Consider the following 16,513-nt stretch of genomic DNA (forward strand, 5'->3'; position numbering starts at 1 on the left):
GACACCATGACCACCACCATTCCGCACCAGTCCGCCCCGCGCGACGAGACCGGCGGGCCGCTGCTCCAGGCCAGCGGTGTCGTCATGCGGTTCGGCGGTCTGACCGCCGTCCGCGATGTCGACCTCACCGTCAACTCCGGGGAGATCGTCGGGCTCATCGGCCCCAACGGCGCCGGCAAGACCACCTTCTTCAACTGCCTCACCGGCCTGTACGTCCCGACCGAGGGCACCGTCAGCTACCGCGGCACGGTGCTGCCGCCCAAGCCGCACCTGGTCACCAAGGCCGGCATCGCCCGCACCTTCCAGAACATCCGGCTCTTCGCCAACATGACGGTGCTGGAGAACGTCCTGGTCGGGCGGCACACCAGGACCAAGGAGGGGCTGATCTCGGCGATCATCCGCGGCCCCGGCTACCACCGCGCGGAGGCCGCCTCGCGGGCCCGGGCGATGGAGCTGCTGGAATTCACCGGACTCGCCGCCAAGGCCGACCACCTCGCCCGCAACCTGCCCTACGGCGAGCAGCGCAAGCTGGAGATCGCCCGGGCGCTCGCGAGCGAGCCCGGCCTGCTGCTGCTCGACGAGCCGACCGCGGGCATGAACCCGCAGGAGACCCGGGCCACCGAGGAGCTGGTCTTCGCGGTCCGCGACCAGGGCATCGCCGTGCTCGTCATCGAGCACGACATGCGCTTCATCTTCAACCTGTGCGACCGGGTCGCCGTGCTCGTACAGGGCGAGAAGCTGGTCGAGGGCAGCTCCGAGGTCGTCCAGCAGGACGAGCGGGTCATCGCCGCGTACCTCGGTGAGCCCTTCGACACGGGCGGCGAGCAGGAGCAGCCGGAGGCCGCTCCGGAGCCCACGCCGGAGGCCGCTCCGGAGCCCGCACCGGAACCTTCGCCGGAGCCCCCGGCGGATCGGGAGCCCATGCGGGAGCCGGAACCCGGACCGGAGCCGGAGCAGGCGCAGGACGAGCAGCAGGAGAACGACAAATGACCGCACTGCTCGAAGTGGACAACCTGCGCGTCGCGTACGGCAAGATCGAGGCCGTCAAGGGCATCTCGTTCTCCGTCGAGGCCGGCCAGGTCGTCACCCTCATCGGCACCAACGGCGCGGGCAAGACCACCACCCTGCGCACCCTCAGCGGGCTGCTCCGGCCCGTCGGCGGGAAGATCGTCTTCGACGGGCGCCCGCTGCACCGCGAACCCGCCCACCGGATCGTGGCGCTGGGCCTGGCCCACTCGCCCGAGGGCAGGCACATCTTCCCCAGCCTGACCATCGAGCAGAACCTCCAGCTCGGCGCGTACCTCCGCAAGGACGCCGCCGGGATCACGCAGGACATCGAGCGCGCCTACACGCTCTTCCCGATCCTCGGCGAGCGCCGCAAGCAGGCCGCGGGCACCCTGTCCGGCGGCGAGCAGCAGATGCTGGCGATGGGCCGGGCGCTGATGTGCCGGCCCAAGCTGCTGATGCTGGACGAGCCGTCGATGGGCCTGTCGCCGATCATGATGCAGAAGATCATGGCGACGATCAAGGAGCTCAAGGAGCAGGGCACCACGATCCTGCTCGTCGAGCAGAACGCGCAGGCCGCGCTGTCGCTGGCCGACCACGCGCACGTCATGGAGGTCGGCACCATCAAGCTCTCCGGCACCGGCGCGGAGCTGCTGAACGACGAGGGCGTCCGCAAGACCTACCTCGGCGAGGACTGAGCCGCGCCCGTACGCGAGGGGCCGCACCCGGCGATCCGGGTGCGGCCCCTCGCGTACGGGCCTGACGTCGCGGGCGCTACTCGCCCGCGACCTCCTCGATCACGGCCTGCGCGACCGCCTGCATCGACATCCGGCGGTCCATCGACGTCTTCTGGATCCAGCGGAAGGCGGCCGGCTCCGTCAGGCCGTACTTCGTCTGCAGCACGCTCTTCGCGCGGTCCACGAGCTTGCGCGTCTCCAGCCGCTGCGCGAGGTCGGCCACCTCGTCCTCCAGCGCCCGCAGCTCCTGGAAGCGGCTGACCGCCATCTCGATCGCCGGCACCAGGTCGCTCTTGCTGAACGGCTTGACCAGATACGCCATCGCGCCCGCGTCCCGCGCCCGCTCCACCAGCTCGCGCTGCGAGAAGGCGGTGAGCATCAGCACCGGCGCGAGCTTCGCGCCCGCGATGCGCTCGGCCGCCGAGATCCCGTCCAGGACGGGCATCTTCACGTCCAGGATCACCAGATCCGGGCGGTGCTCCTCGGCGAGTTTGACCGCCACCTCCCCGTCGCCCGCCTCCCCGACGACCGCGTAGCCCTCCTCCTCCAGCATCTCCTTGAGGTCCAGCCGGATCAGCGCCTCGTCCTCCGCGATCACCACCCGGGTGGTCTGCGGCGGTACGTGCGACTGCGCCGCAGACTGCTCGGACGGCTGGTCGGCGGGGCTGTCGGTCTGCTCGCCGGACTGCGCGGCGGACTCGTCGGGGGCGCTCACGGTGCTCCTCGGTTCAGGCGGGGTGCTGCTACTAGAGCCTACCCAGCTGTGGCGGCACCCAGCTACGCGGTAAGCTGATCCCGGTACTCCGGCCGGGTTGGCGCAACAGGTTGACGCGGGAGCCTCAAAAGCTTCTGTCCGAAAGGACATGTGGGTTCGAATCCCATACCCGGTACCCATCACTGTGCGACTTTCGGTAAAGATGTCTTTCTAAAGATCACTGCACAGAGTGAACGCGTATGCGAATCCATGACCCTGCCTGCTACGTATGCGGCGGAGCCAGTCTCGACCTTGCCGCCTACGGCTATCTCCTGGGGCTTTACCTGGGAGACGGCCACATCATCCAGTACGCCAAGCACCGAGTGCCCAGCTTGACGATCACCTGTGACGACCGCTGGCCCGGTCTCATGGACGCGGCCGAGGACTCGATGCGCGCGGTCCTGCCGGGAAACCGCACGTGCCGTGTCAAGTCGACAGGCTGCCACGACGTGAAGATCTATTCCCGTCACCTGTGGTGTCTCTTTCCCCAGCACGGCCCCGGCAGAAAACACGAGCGGGACATCGCGCTCGCACTTTGGCAGCAGCAGATCGTCGATGCCCACCCGTGGGAGTTCATCAGAGGGCTGGTCCACTCCGACGGTTGCAGGGTGACGAACTGGACGGAGCACGTGCGAGGCGGCGAGCGGCGGCGCTACGAATACCCGCGCTATTTCTTCACCAACACCTCCCAGGACATCCGCGGGCTCTTCTGCGCCGCTCTCGATCACGTCGGCGTCGCGTGGACGGTCACCCGTCGAGGCGGCCGACCGCACAACGTCTCTGTCGCCCGCCGGGCCTCCGTGGAGCTCATGGATCTGCACGTCGGGGCCAAGCACTGAGGCAAGGTCACGCCGTCACCGCGGGGGCGGCCGGGCGGAGCATGCAGGTCAGGCGGGCGGTGCAGACGCGCTTGCCGGAGTCGTCGTCGGTGATCACGATCTCGTAGGTGGCCGAGGAGCGGCCGCGGTGGACCGGGGTCGCGGTGCCGGTGACCTGGCCCTGGCGCATGCCGCGGTGGTGGGTCGCGTTGAGGTCCACGCCCACCGCGATCTTGCTGGGGCCGCCGTGCAGCATCGCGCCGACCGAGCCCAGGGTCTCCGCCAGCACCGCGGAGGCACCGCCGTGCAGCAGGCCGTACGGCTGGGTGTTGCCCTCCACCGGCATCGTGCCGACCACCTGGTCCGGTGAGGCCTCCAGGATGCGGATGTTCATCCGCTCGCCCAGGTGGCCGGCCGAGAAGAGCGCCTGCAGGTCGATGCCGAGCCCGGCGTACTGCTCCAGGATCTCCTGCGGGAAACGGGTGACGGTCTGCTCGCCCATGCGCTCGGCTCCGATCGGCCTCTACGTCGCTGCCGTGGTGGGTGTACCGGGCAGCCTTGTCCCTCGTTTTCTACCGCACGGGCGCGGTCACGGGCGTGCCGGGTCGGCCGGGGCGCCCTCGCGGGACCGCTCCAGCCGGATGACGACGGACTTGGCGGCGGGCGTGTTGCTGGTCTCGGCCGTGTGGTCCAGCGGTATCAGCACGTTGGTCTCGGGGTAGTAGGCGGCGGCGCAGCCGCGCGGTGTGGGGTAGTGGACGACCCGGAAGCCGTCCGCGCGCCGCTCGGAGCCGTCCTTCCACTCGCTGACCAGGTCGGCGTACTCGCCGTCGGCCAGCCCGGCGGCGGCCGCGTCGTCGGCGTGCACCAGCACCACCCGGCGGCCTCCCTTGATCCCGCGGTAGCGGTCGTCGAGGCCGTAGATCGTGGTGTTGTACTGGTCGTGCGAGCGCAGCGTCTGGAGCAGCAGCCGGCCCTCGGGCACGGTGGGGTATTCCAGCGGCGCGGCCGTGAAGTTGGCCTTGCCGGTGGCGGTGGGGAAGGTGCGCGAGTCGCGCGGGCCGTGCGGCAGCGTGAAGCCGCCGGGGCGGCGCACCTTGGTGTTGAAGTCGTCGAAGCCGGGGACGACGCGGGCGATACGGTCGCGGATCAGGTCGTAGTCGTGCTCGAACTCCGCCCACGGCACCCGGCTCCGGTCGCCGAACACCGCGCGGGCCAGCCGGGAGACGATCGCGGGCTCCGACAGCAGCTGCGGCGAGGCCGGCGGCAGCCCGCCGCGTGAGGCGTGCACCATGCCCATCGAGTCCTCGACGCTCACGAACTGCGGGCCGGCCGCCTGCACGTCCTTCTCGGTGCGGCCCAGGGTGGGCAGGATCAGCGCGCGGGCGCCGGTCACCGCGTGCGAGCGGTTGAGCTTCGTCGAGACGTGCACGGTCAGCCGGGCGCGGCGCATCGCCGCCTCGGTGACGTCGGTGTCGGGGGAGGCCGCGACGAAGTTGCCGCCCATCGCGAAAAAGACCTTGGCCTGCCCGTCGCGCAGCGCGCGGATCGCCCGCACCACGTCCAGGCCGTGCTCGCGTGGCGGCGCGAAGCCGAACTCCTTCTCCAGGGCGTCCAGGAAGGCCGCGGCGGGCCGCTCGAAGATGCCCATCGTGCGGTCGCCCTGCACATTGCTGTGCCCGCGCACCGGGCACACCCCCGCGCCCGGCCGGCCCACGTTGCCGCGCAGCAGCAGGAAGTTGACGACCTCGCGGATCGTCGGCACCGCGTGCTTGTGCTGGGTCAGGCCCATCGCCCAGCACACCACGACGCTCGACGCGTCCCGCACCATGGTGTGCAGCTGCTCGATCGCGGCCCGCTCCAGGCCGGTGGCGCGCTCGACCTCCGCCCAGTCTGCGGCGCGGGCGGCGGCCTCGTAGTCGGCGAAGCCGTGGGTGTGCTCGGCGATGAAGGCGCGGTCCAGCGCGTCCGCCTCGATCAGCAGCCGGCCCAACGCCCGGAAGAGCGCCTGGTCGCCGCCCAGCCGTACGGGCAGGAAGAGGTCGGTGAGCTTGGTGCCGGGCCCGGCGAGGCCCCCGGCGGTCTGGGGGTTGCGGAAGCGCTCCATGCCCGCCTCGGGCAGCGGGTTGACGGTGACGATTTTCGCGCCGCCGCGCTTGGCCTTCTCCAGGGCCGACAGCATCCGCGGGTGGTTCGTGCCCGGGTTCTGGCCCGCCACGATGATCAGCTCGGCGCGGTGCAGGTCGTCGAGCAGCACGCTGCCCTTGCCGACGCCGAGGGTCTCGGTCAGGGCCGAGCCGGACGACTCGTGGCACATGTTGGAGCAGTCCGGCAGGTTGTTGGTGCCGAACTCGCGGGCGAAGAGCTGGAAGAGGAAGGCGGCCTCGTTGCTGGTGCGGCCGGAGGTGTAGAAGACGGCCTCGTCGGGCGAGCCGAGCGCGTGCAGTTCCTCGGCGATCAGCTCGAAGGCCCGCTCCCACGGCACGGCCTCGTAGCGCTCGGCGCCGTCCGCCAGGTACATCGGCTGGGTGATCCGGCCCTGCTGCCCGAGCCAGTAGCCGCTGCGCCGGGCGAGGTCGGCGACCGGGTGCGCGGCGAAGAAGTCGGGTGTGACGCGGCGCAGCGTCGCCTCCTCGGCGACGGCCTTGGCGCCGTTCTCGCAGAATTCGAAGGTGTGCCGGTGGTCCGGCTCCGGCCACGCGCACCCGGGGCAGTCGAAACCGCCCTTCTGGTTGACCTTGAGCAGCGTGAGCGCCGCCCGCCGGGCGCCCATCTGCGCCCCGGCCGCCTTCATCGTGTGCCCGACCGCCGGCAACCCGGCGGCGGCCTTCTTCGGCGCGCTGACGTGCGGCGCGTCCTGGACGGGATCACCTTCGGGAGCCTTCTTCGCCATACCGACGATCCTGCCACCGATCGGTGGGGGCCGCGCCAGGGGTGCGACGGCGGATCACCGCCCGGGACCCGGCGGAATCCGGGATTGTCGGTGGCGCGTGGGAGGATCGCTCACGTGGCAACGAAAGCATCGAAGACGACGACCGACCGCCCCCGCCTGATGCTGCTGGACGGGCATTCGCTGGCGTACCGGGCGTTCTACGCGCTGCCCGTGGAGAATTTCACCACCGCCACGGGGCAGCCGACGAACGCGATCTACGGCTTCACGTCCATGCTGTCGAACACGCTGCGTGACGAGCAGCCGACGCATCTGGCGGTCGCCTTCGACGTCTCCCGCAAGACGTGGCGCTTCGACGAGTATCCGGAGTACAAGGCGACACGTACCAAGACGCCCGACGAGTTCCGCAGCCAGGTGGAGCTGATCGGCGAGCTGCTGGACTCGATGGGGGTGCGGCGCTTCGCCGTCGAGGGCTTCGAGGCGGACGACATCATCGCCACCCTCGCCACCCAGGCCGAGGAGCTCGGCTACGAGGTCCTGATCGTCACCGGCGACCGCGACTCCTTCCAGCTGGTCAGCGACCACGTCACCGTGCTCTACCCGACCAAGGGCGTGTCCGAGCTGACGCGCTACACCCCGGCGAAGGTCGAGGAGAAGTACGGCCTCACCCCGCGGCAGTATCCGGACTTCGCGGCGCTGCGCGGCGACCCGTCCGACAACCTGCCCGGCATCCCCGGTGTGGGGCCGAAGACGGCGACGAAGTGGATCACCGAGTTCGGCTCCTTCGAGGCGCTGGTCGAGCGGGCGGACGAGGTCAAGGGCAAGGCCGGCGAGGCGCTGCGCGAGCACCTGGACGCGGTCAAGCTCAACCGGCGGCTGACGGAGATGGTCAAGGACGTCGCGCTGCCCGTCGGCCCCGAGGGCCTGGAGCGGGTGCCGTACGACCGCGCCGCGGTCACCGGCGTGCTCGACGTGCTGGAATTCCGCCACGCCAACTTCCGCGACCGGCTCTTCGCCGCCGACCCCGGCGAGGCCGAGGAGGAGGTGGAGGTCGCCGAGGGCGTCGCCGTCGAGGGCACGGTGCTGGCCGCGGGCGACCTGCCGGAGTGGATCGCCGGGCACAGCGGGGTGCCGGTCGGTCTCGCCACCGTCGACACCTGGGCACTGGGCGCCGGCAGCGTCACCCAGATCGCGCTGGCCACCGCCGAGGACGCCGCGTGGTTCGACCCCGCGCAGCTCGACGAGGCCGACGAGCGGGCCTTCGCCGGCTGGCTCGCCGACCCCGCCCGCCCCAAGGTGCTGCACAACGCCAAGAACACCGCCCGCGTCTTCGCCGAGCACGGCTGGACGGTCGACGGGGTGTCGATGGACACCGCGCTCGCCGCCTACCTGATCAAGCCGGGCCGCCGCTCCTTCGCGCTGGACGTGCTGTCGGTGGAATACCTGGGCCGCGAGCTGGCCCCGGTCGACACCGGCAGCGGGCAGCTCGCCTTCGGCGAGGAGGGGGACGAGGAGGGCGCGGCCGCCGCGGGCGCCCTGATGGTGCAGGCCCGCACGGTGCTCGACCTCGGCGAGGTCTTCGGCGCCCGGCTGCCCGAGGTCGGCGCCGCCGAGCTGCTGCACGACCTGGAGCTGCCGACGTCCGCACTGCTGGCGAAGATGGAGCGGGCCGGCATCGCCGCCGACCGGGCCCATCTGGAGGGCCTGGAGCAGCAGTTCGCCGCCGCCGTCCAGCACGCGGTGGGCGAGGCGCACGCCTCGGTGGGCCACGAGTTCAACCTCGGCTCGCCCAAGCAGCTCCAGGAGGTGCTGTTCGGCGAGCTGGGCCTGCCCAAGACCAAGAAGACCAAGACCGGCTACACCACGGACGCCGACGCGCTCGCCTGGCTCGCCGCGCAGACCGAGCACGAGCTGCCGGTCATCATGCTCCGGCACCGCGAGCAGGCCAAGCTGCGCGTCACCGTCGAGGGCCTGGTCAAGACGGTCGCCCCGGACGGGCGGATCCACACCACCTTCAGCCAGACCGTCGCCGCGACCGGCCGGCTGTCGTCCACCGACCCCAACCTGCAGAACGTCCCGGTCCGCACCGACGAGGGCCGCGCCATCCGCCGCGGCTTCGTCGTCGGCGCGGGCTACGAGTCGCTGCTGACGGCCGACTACAGCCAGATCGAGCTGCGCGTCATGGCCCACCTGTCCGAGGACGAGGGCCTTGTCGCGGCCTTCACCTCCGGCGAGGACCTGCACACCACCGTCGGCTCCCAGGTCTTCGGCGTCGGGCGGGACGCGGTCGACGCGGAGATGCGCCGCAAGATCAAGGCGATGTCCTACGGCCTGGCGTACGGCTTGTCGGCCTTCGGCCTGTCGCAGCAGCTGGGCATCGAGGCCGCCGAGGCGCGCGCCCTCATGGAGACGTACTTCGAGCGCTTCGGCGGGGTGCGCGACTACCTGCACCGCGTCGTCGAGGAGGCCCGCGTCACCGGCTACACCGAGACGCTGCTCGGCCGCCGCCGCTACCTGCCCGACCTCAACAGCGACAACCGGCAGCGCCGCGAGATGGCCGAGCGCATGGCGCTCAACGCGCCGATCCAGGGCTCGGCCGCGGACATCGTCAAACTCGCGATGCTGCGGGTCGACGAGGCGCTCACCAAGGAGCAGCTGGCGTCCCGCATGCTGCTCCAGGTGCACGACGAGATCGTGCTCGAAGTCGCCCCCGGCGAGCGGGCCGCGGTCGAGGAGCTGGTGCGCCGCGAGATGGCCGGCGCGTACCCGCTGCGCGCGCCGCTGGACGTGTCGGTGGGTGACGGTCCCGACTGGGAGTCCGCCGCCCACTGAGCCGCGCGCGGCGGGGCGGCGCACTCCGGTGCGCGCCCCGCCGCCCCGGCGACCACCAGATGGACGGGGGGAGAACGGCGGGCGGTGACAAGCCGACCGTGCCCGTTTGCGCACATTTTGAGTACGTCCGGACGGTGGTCACGTGCCGCAAGTTGCCGTAGGGTCGGCGGAGTTGTGGCGCCGGAGACGGCGCACTCCGCACCTGGGAGGGGAAGCACCCTATGGCAGCGCGGCGTTACGGCCGAAGGCTACGCAGGGGAGCGGCCGGCACGGCGGTTGCCGCCGCGGCGATGGCGGCGCTCAGCGCGTCGCAGGCACCGGGGTTCCTCCCGGTCGCCCACGCCGCCCCCGCGCACACCGAGCAGCAGACGCCCGCGGCCGCGCCACCCGGGCCGGCCATCGACGGTGACACGCCCTACATCACCGACATGCCGCCGCTGAACACCCCCACCGGACCGCCGCTGGTCTCCCCGACACCGGGAGCCCCCGGCGGTCCTTCGGTGAACGTCCCCACCGACGGCTCCGGCCTGCCCGCGACCGTGCTCGCCGCCTACCAGCGCGCCGAGGCCTCCGTCGCCGAGAGCGACCCCGGCTGCCACCTGCCCTGGGAACTCCTCGCCGCCATCGGCCAGGTCGAGTCCAACCAGGCCCGGCACGGCGCGGTCGACGCGAACGGCACCACCTACAAGCCGATCCTCGGGCCCGTCCTCGACGGCAACGGCTTCGCGAACATCAGCGACACGGACGGCGGCCGCTACGACGGGGACCCGGTCCACGACCGGGCCGTCGGGCCCATGCAGTTCATCCCCTCGACGTGGGAGCGCTGGGGAGCCGACGGCAACGGCGACGGCAGCGACGACCCGAACAACATCTACGACGCCGCGCTCGCCGCCGCGCACTACCTGTGCGCCGACGGGCGGGACCTCGCGGTGCCGGCCCAGATGGACCGGGCGATCCTCGGCTACAACCACTCGCAGGCGTACCTCACGCTGGTGCGCGCCTGGTACGACCACTTCACGCAGGGCGGGGCGGTCTCCGTGCCCGACGCCCCCGGTACGCCGGAGGCTCCGGCCACGCCCGGCAAGCCGGCCACCACGCCGCCCCCGGCGGAAACCGGCGGCGAGTCGACGACCCCGGTCGACCCCGGCGGCACCGTCACCCCGCCCCCGACGGACGGCGGCACGACGACCCCGCCCCCGACCCTGCCCCCCACGGACGGCGGCACCACCCCGCCCCCCACGGACGGGTCGGGCGACCCGACGACCCCGCCCCCCACGGACGGCGGCACGACGGAGCCCACGGACCCGGCGGACCCGGGAGACCCGACCACGCCGCCCGTCTGCGAGTCCCCGACCCCGACGGACTCGGGGACACCGACCCCGACTCCCACGGATACGGGTGAGCCGACGGACGATCCGTGTGCGACGACGACGCCGACGCCCGAGGAGACCCCGTCGTCCGGGGAGCCGTCCCCTTCGGCCTCGGCTTCGGCCTCGCAGCCGGCGACCGCTGCCGCGGCGGGGTCCTCCGAGAGCTGAACTCTTCCCGGGGGGCGCCCCGGGGTGCCCCTTGCGGTGGCTGCCGCGACCTCCCCCCGGCGGGGGCTGGTCGCGCCGTTCCCCGCGCCCCTTTCCCGCCGGGCTGCCACGTTCCGCTGCCGCGGGACCTTGCGGCCGGTGGGTGGCTGGTCGCGCAGTTCCCCGCGCCCCTGATTTGTTGCCCAGCGCGGCATGCGCAAGCCCCTGACGGGCGCTTTCCCCTGCGGGGGGGGCGGGCTTGCGGGGGAGGGCGAGCGTTTTAGGGGCGCGTGGGGGTACCTCCCAGGCGAAGCTCTGGGGGAGAACGGAGCGCTCAGCCCCCACCGGGGGAGAGGCGGCAGGCCACGGCAAGTGGCAATCACCTGAGCGCGCTCAGCCCCCCACCGGGGGAGAGGCGATCTGCCACGCCAAGTGGCAACCACCCAAGGGGCGCGGGGAACTGCGCGCTCAGCCCCCGCCGGCGGAAGGCAGCAGGCCACGCCAAGTGGCAACCACCCAGGGGCGCGGGGAACTGCGCGCTCAGCCCCCGCCGGGGGAAAGGCAGCACGCCACGGCAAGTGGCAACCACCTGAGCGCCTCAGCCCCCGCCGGGGGAAGCCGCGACGGGACGGGGCAGCTCGGGGGTACCCCCAGCCCCCGCGGATGCTCAGGCGCGGGGGTTGAGGCGGCGCGTAGGGGCCGTGGCGGAGGGGTCCTCCGGCCACGGATGGCGGGGGTAGCGCCCGCGGAGTTCCGCGCGCACCGCGGGGTAGCCGGTGCGCCAGAAGGACGCGAGGTCCGCGGTCACCGCGGCGGGGCGGCCCGCGGGCGAGAGGAGATGGACGAGGACGGGGACGCCCGCGACGCGCGGGGTGTCCGCGAGGCCGAACATCTCCTGGAGCTTCACCGCGAGGACGGGCTGCTCACCCGTGTAGTCGACGCGGATCCGCGACCCGCTCGGCACCTCCAGGCGTTCGGGCGCCAGCTCCGCGAAGCGCGCCGCCTCGCCCGACGCCCAGGGCAGCAGCCGCGGGAGCGCGCGGCCCGCGTCCGTACGCTCCAGGTCGGCGCGGCGGCGGGCGGTGGCCAGTTCGGGGCCGAGCCATTCCGGGGCGCGCTCCAGCAGGGCGCCCTCGGCGACGTCCGGCCACGGCTCGCCCAGCACACGGTGCAGGAACGCCATCCGCTGCCGCAGCTCCACGGCCTCCCGGGACCAGCGCAGCAGCCCCGTGCCCTCGGCGGCGAGCCCGTCGAGGAGGGCGCCGCGCACCGCGTCGGGGCCGGGGGAGCGCAGCGGGACCGACTCCAGCTCCACCGCGCCGAGCCGTTCCACCCGCCGGGCCACCACGTCGCCCTGCGCCCAGCGGACCTCCTCGTACGCCTCCAGGGCCCACGCGGCCGCGGCCCGCGCGGTCGTCCCGTCGGCCACCGCGGCGAGCCGCACCCGTGCCGCCGCCGGGCCCGCGGCACGGTCGGCGACCGCGACGGCCACCCACTCGGCGCCGCCGAGCGCGTCCCCGACGTCCGCGGCGGTGCCGGACACCATCAGGTACCCGCCCCCTGTCCGCCGCCGCGCCAGCCGCTCGGGGAAGGCCAGCGCGACGACGAGCCCGGCGGCGTCGTCGTCACTGAGCACCGGCCGCCGACCGCCGTCCACGGCCCGCCCCGAGGACGCGGCCTCGGCACCGGCTCGCGTGCTGCCGTCCGGGGTCGCCGTCCCGGCCTCGGCCTCGGGACGCGGGGTGCCGTCCGAGGTCGCCGCCCCGGCCTCGGCACCCCCGAGCGGGGTGCTCTCCGTGCGGAGAGCCGCCTCCAGGCGGCGGGATTCCGCGCGCCAGCGGGGGGCGTACGCGTCGGTCGCGCGGCGGGCGGTGTGCCAGGCGGCGGTCAGGTCGGGGCCGTACGCGGTGGGGACCTCCTCGGAGAGGAGGGCGGTGAGTTCGGCGGCGCGGGTGGGGCCGACCGCGGGGGCGGCGTCGAGGAGGGCGCGGGCCAGCCGGGGGTGGAGGCCGAGGCGGGTGAGGCGGCGGCCGCGCGGGGTGGCGCGGCCCGCGTCGTCGACGGCGTCCAGTGTGCGCAGCGTGGCGCAGGCGGCGGCCAGCGCGCCGGGCGGCGGCGGGTCCAGCAGGGCGAGGCCCGTCGCGTCCGGCTCGCCCCAGCAGGCGGCCTGGAGGGCGAAGGCGGTGAGGTCGGCGAGGGCGATCTCCGGCTCGGGCTGCCGGGCCAGCCGGTCGTGCTCGGCCTGCGACCAGCAGCGGAAGACCGTGCCGGGCGCCTCCCGCCCGGCCCGCCCGGCGCGCTGCTCGGCGGCCGCCCGCGACACCCGCACCGTGGTGAGCGCGCCCAGCCCGCGCGCGTGGTCGGTGCGCGGCTCGCGCGCCAGGCCGCTGTCGACGACCGCCCGCACACCCGGCACGGTCAGGCTGGACTCGGCCACCGACGTGGCGAGCAGCACCCGGCGCCGCCCGCCCGGCGCGAGCGCGGCCTCCTGCACGGCGGCCGGCGCCCGCCCGTGCAGCTGGAGCACGTCGACGCCGAGGCCGCCCAGCATCCTGGCGACGCGGGCGATCTCCCCGGCGCCGGGGAGGAAGCACAGCACGTCGCCCTCGGTGCCGGCGAGCGCGGTACGGACGACGGCGGCGACGTGCGCGAGCAGCGCCGGGTCCACGCTCATGCCGTGCGGCGGCCGTACCGGGCGCGGCGGCGGCGCCCACCGGACGGCCACGGGGTGCAGCACGCCCGCCGCCTCGACGACGGGCGCCCCGCCGAGCAGCGCGGACCACGCCGCCGTGTCGGTCGTCGCGGACGCGGCGACGAGCCGCAGCTCGGGGCGCAGCGCGGCGCGTACGTCGAGCAGGAAGGCCATCGCGGTGTCGGCGTCCAGGTGCCGCTCGTGGCATTCGTCGAGGACGACGGTGCCGACGCCGGGCAGCTCCGGGTCGCGCTGGAGGCGCGGGAGCAGCACGCCGGTGGTCACGACCTCGACGGCGGTCGCGGCGGAGACCTTCCGGTCACCGCGCACGGTGTAGCCGACCGTGTCGCCGACCCGCTCGCCCAGCAGCCACGCCATCCGCAGCGCCGCCGCCCGGGCGGCCATCCGCCGCGGCTCGGCGACGACGACCCGCCCGCCGCCCGCCGCGGCCAGCTCCAGCGGCACCAGCGTCGTCTTCCCCGTCCCGGGCGGTGCGGCGAGCACCGCGCACCCCTCCCGCGCGAGCGCGTCCAGCAGTTCGGGCACGACCGCGGCGACCGGCAGCCCCCGCCCCTCCGCCCGCACGGCGAACCGCCCGGCCCCGCTCATACGCCGCCTTCATCCCCGCGGGACGCGGCCACGCACACGAAGATCGCCGTCCCCGGCAGCAGGCGGCCGCGCAGCGGGGACCAGCCGCCCCACTCCTGGGTGTTCCAGTCGGGCCACTCCGGTTCCACCAGGTCGACCAGGCGCAGGCCCGAGGCGGTGAGCGCGCGGACCTGGTCGCCGAGGGTGCGGTGGTGCTCGACGTAGACGGCCAGGCCCCGGTCGTCCTGCTCGACGTAGGGGCGGCGGTCGAAGTAGGAGCCGGACACCGTCAGGCCCTCCTCGTCCGGCTCGTCGGGGAAGGCCCAGCGCACGGGGTGGGTGACGGAGAAGACCCAGCGGCCCCCCGGGCGCAGTACCCGGCGGACCTCGCGGTGCACGCGCGCGACGTCGGCGACGAAGGGCAGCGCTCCGTACGCCGAGCACGCGAGGTCGAAGGAGGCGTCGGCGAAGGGCAGGAAGCCCGCGTCGGCCTCGACGAGGGGGACGGGGGCCTCGTCCGCCAGGCGCCGGGCGTGCTGGAGCTGGCGGTGCGAGAGGTCCAGCGCGACCGGGCGCGCGCCCTGCGCGGCCAGCCAGCGCGAGCACTGCGCGGCCCCGGCGCCGATCTCCAGCACCGCCTTGCCGCGCAGCTCGGCCGCCGGGCCGAGGAGGGCGGCGTCCGCCTCGTCCAGGCCCTCGGGGCCCCAGACGAAGCGGGCGTCGCCGAGGAAGTCGCCGTGCTCGCGCTGGTAGTCGTCGGCGTTGCGGTCCCACCAGCCCCGGCTGGCCCGGCTGCTCTCCGTGGTCCCCGCGTTGCGCCGGGTCGCTTCGGGTTCGGGTCCTTGGATCATGGCGGCAGTCGTCGTACTCTCTGAAAAGACCTGCGGACGGGGGGCTTACGCCGGTTTGGTTCGTTACGCGCCCGGTGGGCTCTTCGTGCATTGACCCTGCCCGGCTGCCCCCGTATGCTACAAGTTGCGCTGCTAGCCTGCGCGCCTCAGACGGAGCAGGCCACGCTCGACACCGCCGCAGTCTCCCGGCCCCCCTTGGGTGGGCCGGAGCCACGGGTGGGACCGAAAAAGGCTTCGGCGTAGCAGTACCTACGACTTACTGTCCGTACCGGAGTCCTTTCCCTAATGACGAGCAGCACCGAGGCCCCTCGTACCACCCCGCAGGTGGCGGTCAACGACATCGGCAACGAGGAAGCCTTCCTCGCGGCGATCGACGAGACGATCAAGTACTTCAATGACGGCGACATCGTCGACGGCGTCATCGTGAAGGTCGACCGGGACGAGGTCCTGCTCGACATCGGTTACAAGACCGAAGGTGTCATCCCCTCCCGCGAGCTGTCCATCAAGCACGACGTCGACCCCAACGAGGTCGTCGCCGTGGGCGATGAGATCGAGGCCCTGGTCCTCCAGAAGGAGGACAAGGAAGGCCGCCTGATCCTCTCGAAGAAGCGCGCCCAGTACGAGCGCGCCTGGGGCACCATCGAGAAGATCAAGGAAGAGGACGGCATCGTCACCGGTACCGTCATCGAGGTCGTCAAGGGTGGTCTCATCCTCGACATCGGCCTGCGCGGCTTCCTCCCGGCGTCCCTGGTCGAGATGCGCCGCGTGCGCGACCTCCAGCCCTACGTGGGCAAGGAGCTCGAGGCCAAGATCATCGAGCTGGACAAGAACCGCAACAACGTGGTCCTGTCCCGCCGTGCCTGGCTGGAGCAGACCCAGAGCGAGGTCCGCCAGACCTTCCTCACCACCCTGCAGAAGGGCCAGGTGCGCTCCGGCGTCGTCTCCTCCATCGTCAACTTCGGTGCGTTCGTGGACCTCGGCGGTGTCGACGGTCTGGTGCACGTCTCGGAGCTGTCCTGGAAGCACATCGACCACCCCTCCGAGGTCGTCGAGGTCGGCCAGGAGGTCACGGTCGAGGTCCTGGACGTCGACATGGACCGCGAGCGCGTCTCCCTGTCGCTGAAGGCGACGCAGGAAGACCCGTGGCAGCAGTTCGCCCGTACGCACCAGATCGGGCAGGTCGTGCCCGGCAAGGTCACCAAGCTGGTTCCGTTCGGTGCGTTCGTCCGGGTGGACGAGGGCATCGAGGGCCTGGTCCACATCTCCGAGCTGGCCGAGCGCCACGTGGAGATCCCGGAGCAGGTCGTCCAGGTCAACGACGAGATCTTCGTCAAGGTCATCGACATCGACCTGGAGCGCCGCCGTATCTCGCTGTCCCTCAAGCAGGCCAACGAGTCCTTCGGCGCCGACCCGGCCTCGGTCGACTTCGACCCGACGCTGTACGGCATGGCCGCGTCGTACGACGACCAGGGGAATTACATCTACCCCGAGGGCTTCGACCCCGAGACCAACGACTGGCTCGAGGGCTACGACAAGCAGCGCGAGGAGTGGGAGGCCCAGTACGCCACGGCCCAGACCCGCTTCGAGCAGCACCAGGCCCAGGTCATCAAGTCCCGCGAGGCCGACGAGCAGGCCGCTGCCGAGGCCGGCAGCGCCGCCCCGGCGGCCGGCGGCGCGAGCTCCGGCGGTTCGTACTCCTCGGAGTCGGACGACAACTCCGGTGCCCTCGCCTCCGACGAGGCGCTCGCCGCCCTCCGCGAGAAGCTGGCCGGCGGCCAGAGCTGACCCACGGCCCAGGGCTGAGGCCCAGGGCCACCGCGGCCCCGCAC

At 73.1% G+C, this 16,513-nt stretch carries 11 protein-coding genes and 1 tRNA gene; 7 read left to right on the plus strand and 5 right to left on the minus strand.

Translation table 11 applies throughout. From position 1 onward, the window contains the following. Nucleotides 1-6: 6 nt before the first annotated feature. Together ACH4SL_RS26840 and ACH4SL_RS26845 are read left to right on the plus strand one after the other, a co-directional pair. Entirely contained in the window at nucleotides 7-990 is a 984-nt protein-coding gene (locus ACH4SL_RS26840; RefSeq protein WP_398449967.1) for an ABC transporter ATP-binding protein, read from the plus strand. Then, nucleotides 987-1,703 carry an ABC transporter ATP-binding protein gene (locus ACH4SL_RS26845; protein WP_398449969.1) on the plus strand — a complete coding sequence of 239 codons (717 nt, stop codon included), beginning with the start codon at nucleotides 987-989 and terminating at the stop codon, nucleotides 1,701-1,703. The genes ACH4SL_RS26840 and ACH4SL_RS26845 overlap by 4 nt, the downstream gene beginning before the upstream one ends. Before the next feature lie 76 nt (nucleotides 1,704-1,779). Here ACH4SL_RS26845 and ACH4SL_RS26850 read toward each other — a convergent pair whose 3' ends face one another. Then, entirely contained in the window at nucleotides 1,780-2,343 is a 564-nt protein-coding gene (locus ACH4SL_RS26850) for an ANTAR domain-containing response regulator (protein WP_398450335.1), read from the minus strand. A gap of 205 nt (nucleotides 2,344-2,548) precedes the next feature. Between ACH4SL_RS26850 and ACH4SL_RS26855 the strand changes: the two genes are divergently transcribed. Both ACH4SL_RS26855 and ACH4SL_RS26860 read left to right on the plus strand, forming a co-directional pair. Then, a tRNA-Leu gene (locus ACH4SL_RS26855) sits at nucleotides 2,549-2,632 on the plus strand. Nucleotides 2,633-2,696: 64 nt separating this feature from the next. Further along, nucleotides 2,697-3,335 carry a helix-turn-helix domain-containing protein gene (locus ACH4SL_RS26860; protein ID WP_398449971.1) on the plus strand — a complete coding sequence of 213 codons (639 nt, stop codon included), beginning with the start codon at nucleotides 2,697-2,699 and terminating at the stop codon, nucleotides 3,333-3,335. Nucleotides 3,336-3,342: 7 nt separating this feature from the next. Here ACH4SL_RS26860 and ACH4SL_RS26865 read toward each other — a convergent pair whose 3' ends face one another. Further along, the gene (locus ACH4SL_RS26865; RefSeq protein ID WP_398449973.1) at nucleotides 3,343-3,816 is read right to left on the minus strand and encodes a PaaI family thioesterase; all 474 of its coding nucleotides are present in this window, start codon (nucleotides 3,814-3,816) and stop codon (nucleotides 3,343-3,345) included. A gap of 87 nt (nucleotides 3,817-3,903) precedes the next feature. Next, nucleotides 3,904-6,207 (minus strand): FdhF/YdeP family oxidoreductase, encoded by a 2,304-nt coding sequence (locus ACH4SL_RS26870; protein WP_398449975.1) that lies wholly within the window; start codon nucleotides 6,205-6,207, stop codon nucleotides 3,904-3,906. 114 nt (nucleotides 6,208-6,321) lie between these two features. Here ACH4SL_RS26870 and polA point away from each other — a divergent pair, with 114 nt between their 5' ends. Further along, nucleotides 6,322-9,036: a DNA polymerase I gene (gene polA, locus ACH4SL_RS26875; RefSeq protein WP_398449977.1), complete on the plus strand. Its 2,715-nt coding sequence runs from the start codon at nucleotides 6,322-6,324 to the stop codon at nucleotides 9,034-9,036. A 221-nt stretch (nucleotides 9,037-9,257) separates the two neighbouring features. Next, complete coding sequence (locus ACH4SL_RS26880; protein ID WP_398449979.1) at nucleotides 9,258-10,574, plus strand: lytic murein transglycosylase; 1,317 nt, start codon at nucleotides 9,258-9,260, stop codon at nucleotides 10,572-10,574. 646 nt (nucleotides 10,575-11,220) lie between these two features. Here the strand turns inward: ACH4SL_RS26880 and ACH4SL_RS26885 are convergent. Both ACH4SL_RS26885 and ACH4SL_RS26890 read right to left on the minus strand, forming a co-directional pair. Next, complete coding sequence (locus tag ACH4SL_RS26885; protein ID WP_398449981.1) at nucleotides 11,221-13,854, minus strand: ATP-dependent RNA helicase; 2,634 nt, start codon at nucleotides 13,852-13,854, stop codon at nucleotides 11,221-11,223. After that, on the minus strand, nucleotides 13,851-14,684 hold the full coding sequence (locus tag ACH4SL_RS26890; RefSeq protein WP_398449983.1) for a class I SAM-dependent methyltransferase: 834 nt from the start codon (nucleotides 14,682-14,684) through the stop codon (nucleotides 13,851-13,853). Before ACH4SL_RS26890 ends, ACH4SL_RS26885 begins: the two co-directional genes overlap by 4 nt. Nucleotides 14,685-14,969: 285 nt before the next feature. Here ACH4SL_RS26890 and rpsA point away from each other — a divergent pair, with 285 nt between their 5' ends. Then, the gene (gene rpsA / locus ACH4SL_RS26895; protein WP_398449985.1) at nucleotides 14,970-16,469 is read left to right on the plus strand and encodes a 30S ribosomal protein S1; all 1,500 of its coding nucleotides are present in this window, start codon (nucleotides 14,970-14,972) and stop codon (nucleotides 16,467-16,469) included. Nucleotides 16,470-16,513 lie beyond the last annotated feature (44 nt).

Origin of the sequence: Streptomyces sp. NPDC021020, assembly GCF_044333285.1 — a bacterium.
GTDB lineage: Bacteria > Actinomycetota > Actinomycetes > Streptomycetales > Streptomycetaceae > Actinacidiphila.

Excerpts from the sequence above, each read along its gene's own strand:
- ACH4SL_RS26870 (WP_398449975.1), bottom strand. The coding sequence starts at position 6,207 with ATGGCGAAGAAGGCTCCCGAAGGTGATCCCGTCCAGGACGCGCCGCAC.
- rpsA (WP_398449985.1), top strand. The coding sequence starts at position 14,970 with ATGACGAGCAGCACCGAGGCCCCTCGTACCACCCCGCAGGTGGCGGTC.
- ACH4SL_RS26885 (WP_398449981.1), bottom strand. The coding sequence starts at position 13,854 with ATGAGCGGGGCCGGGCGGTTCGCCGTGCGGGCGGAGGGGCGGGGGCTG.
- ACH4SL_RS26865 (WP_398449973.1), bottom strand. The coding sequence starts at position 3,816 with ATGGGCGAGCAGACCGTCACCCGTTTCCCGCAGGAGATCCTGGAGCAG.
- ACH4SL_RS26890 (WP_398449983.1), bottom strand. The coding sequence starts at position 14,684 with ATGATCCAAGGACCCGAACCCGAAGCGACCCGGCGCAACGCGGGGACC.
- ACH4SL_RS26860 (WP_398449971.1), top strand. The coding sequence starts at position 2,697 with ATGCGAATCCATGACCCTGCCTGCTACGTATGCGGCGGAGCCAGTCTC.
- ACH4SL_RS26845 (WP_398449969.1), top strand. The coding sequence starts at position 987 with ATGACCGCACTGCTCGAAGTGGACAACCTGCGCGTCGCGTACGGCAAG.
- ACH4SL_RS26840 (WP_398449967.1), top strand. The coding sequence starts at position 7 with ATGACCACCACCATTCCGCACCAGTCCGCCCCGCGCGACGAGACCGGC.
- ACH4SL_RS26880 (WP_398449979.1), top strand. The coding sequence starts at position 9,258 with ATGGCAGCGCGGCGTTACGGCCGAAGGCTACGCAGGGGAGCGGCCGGC.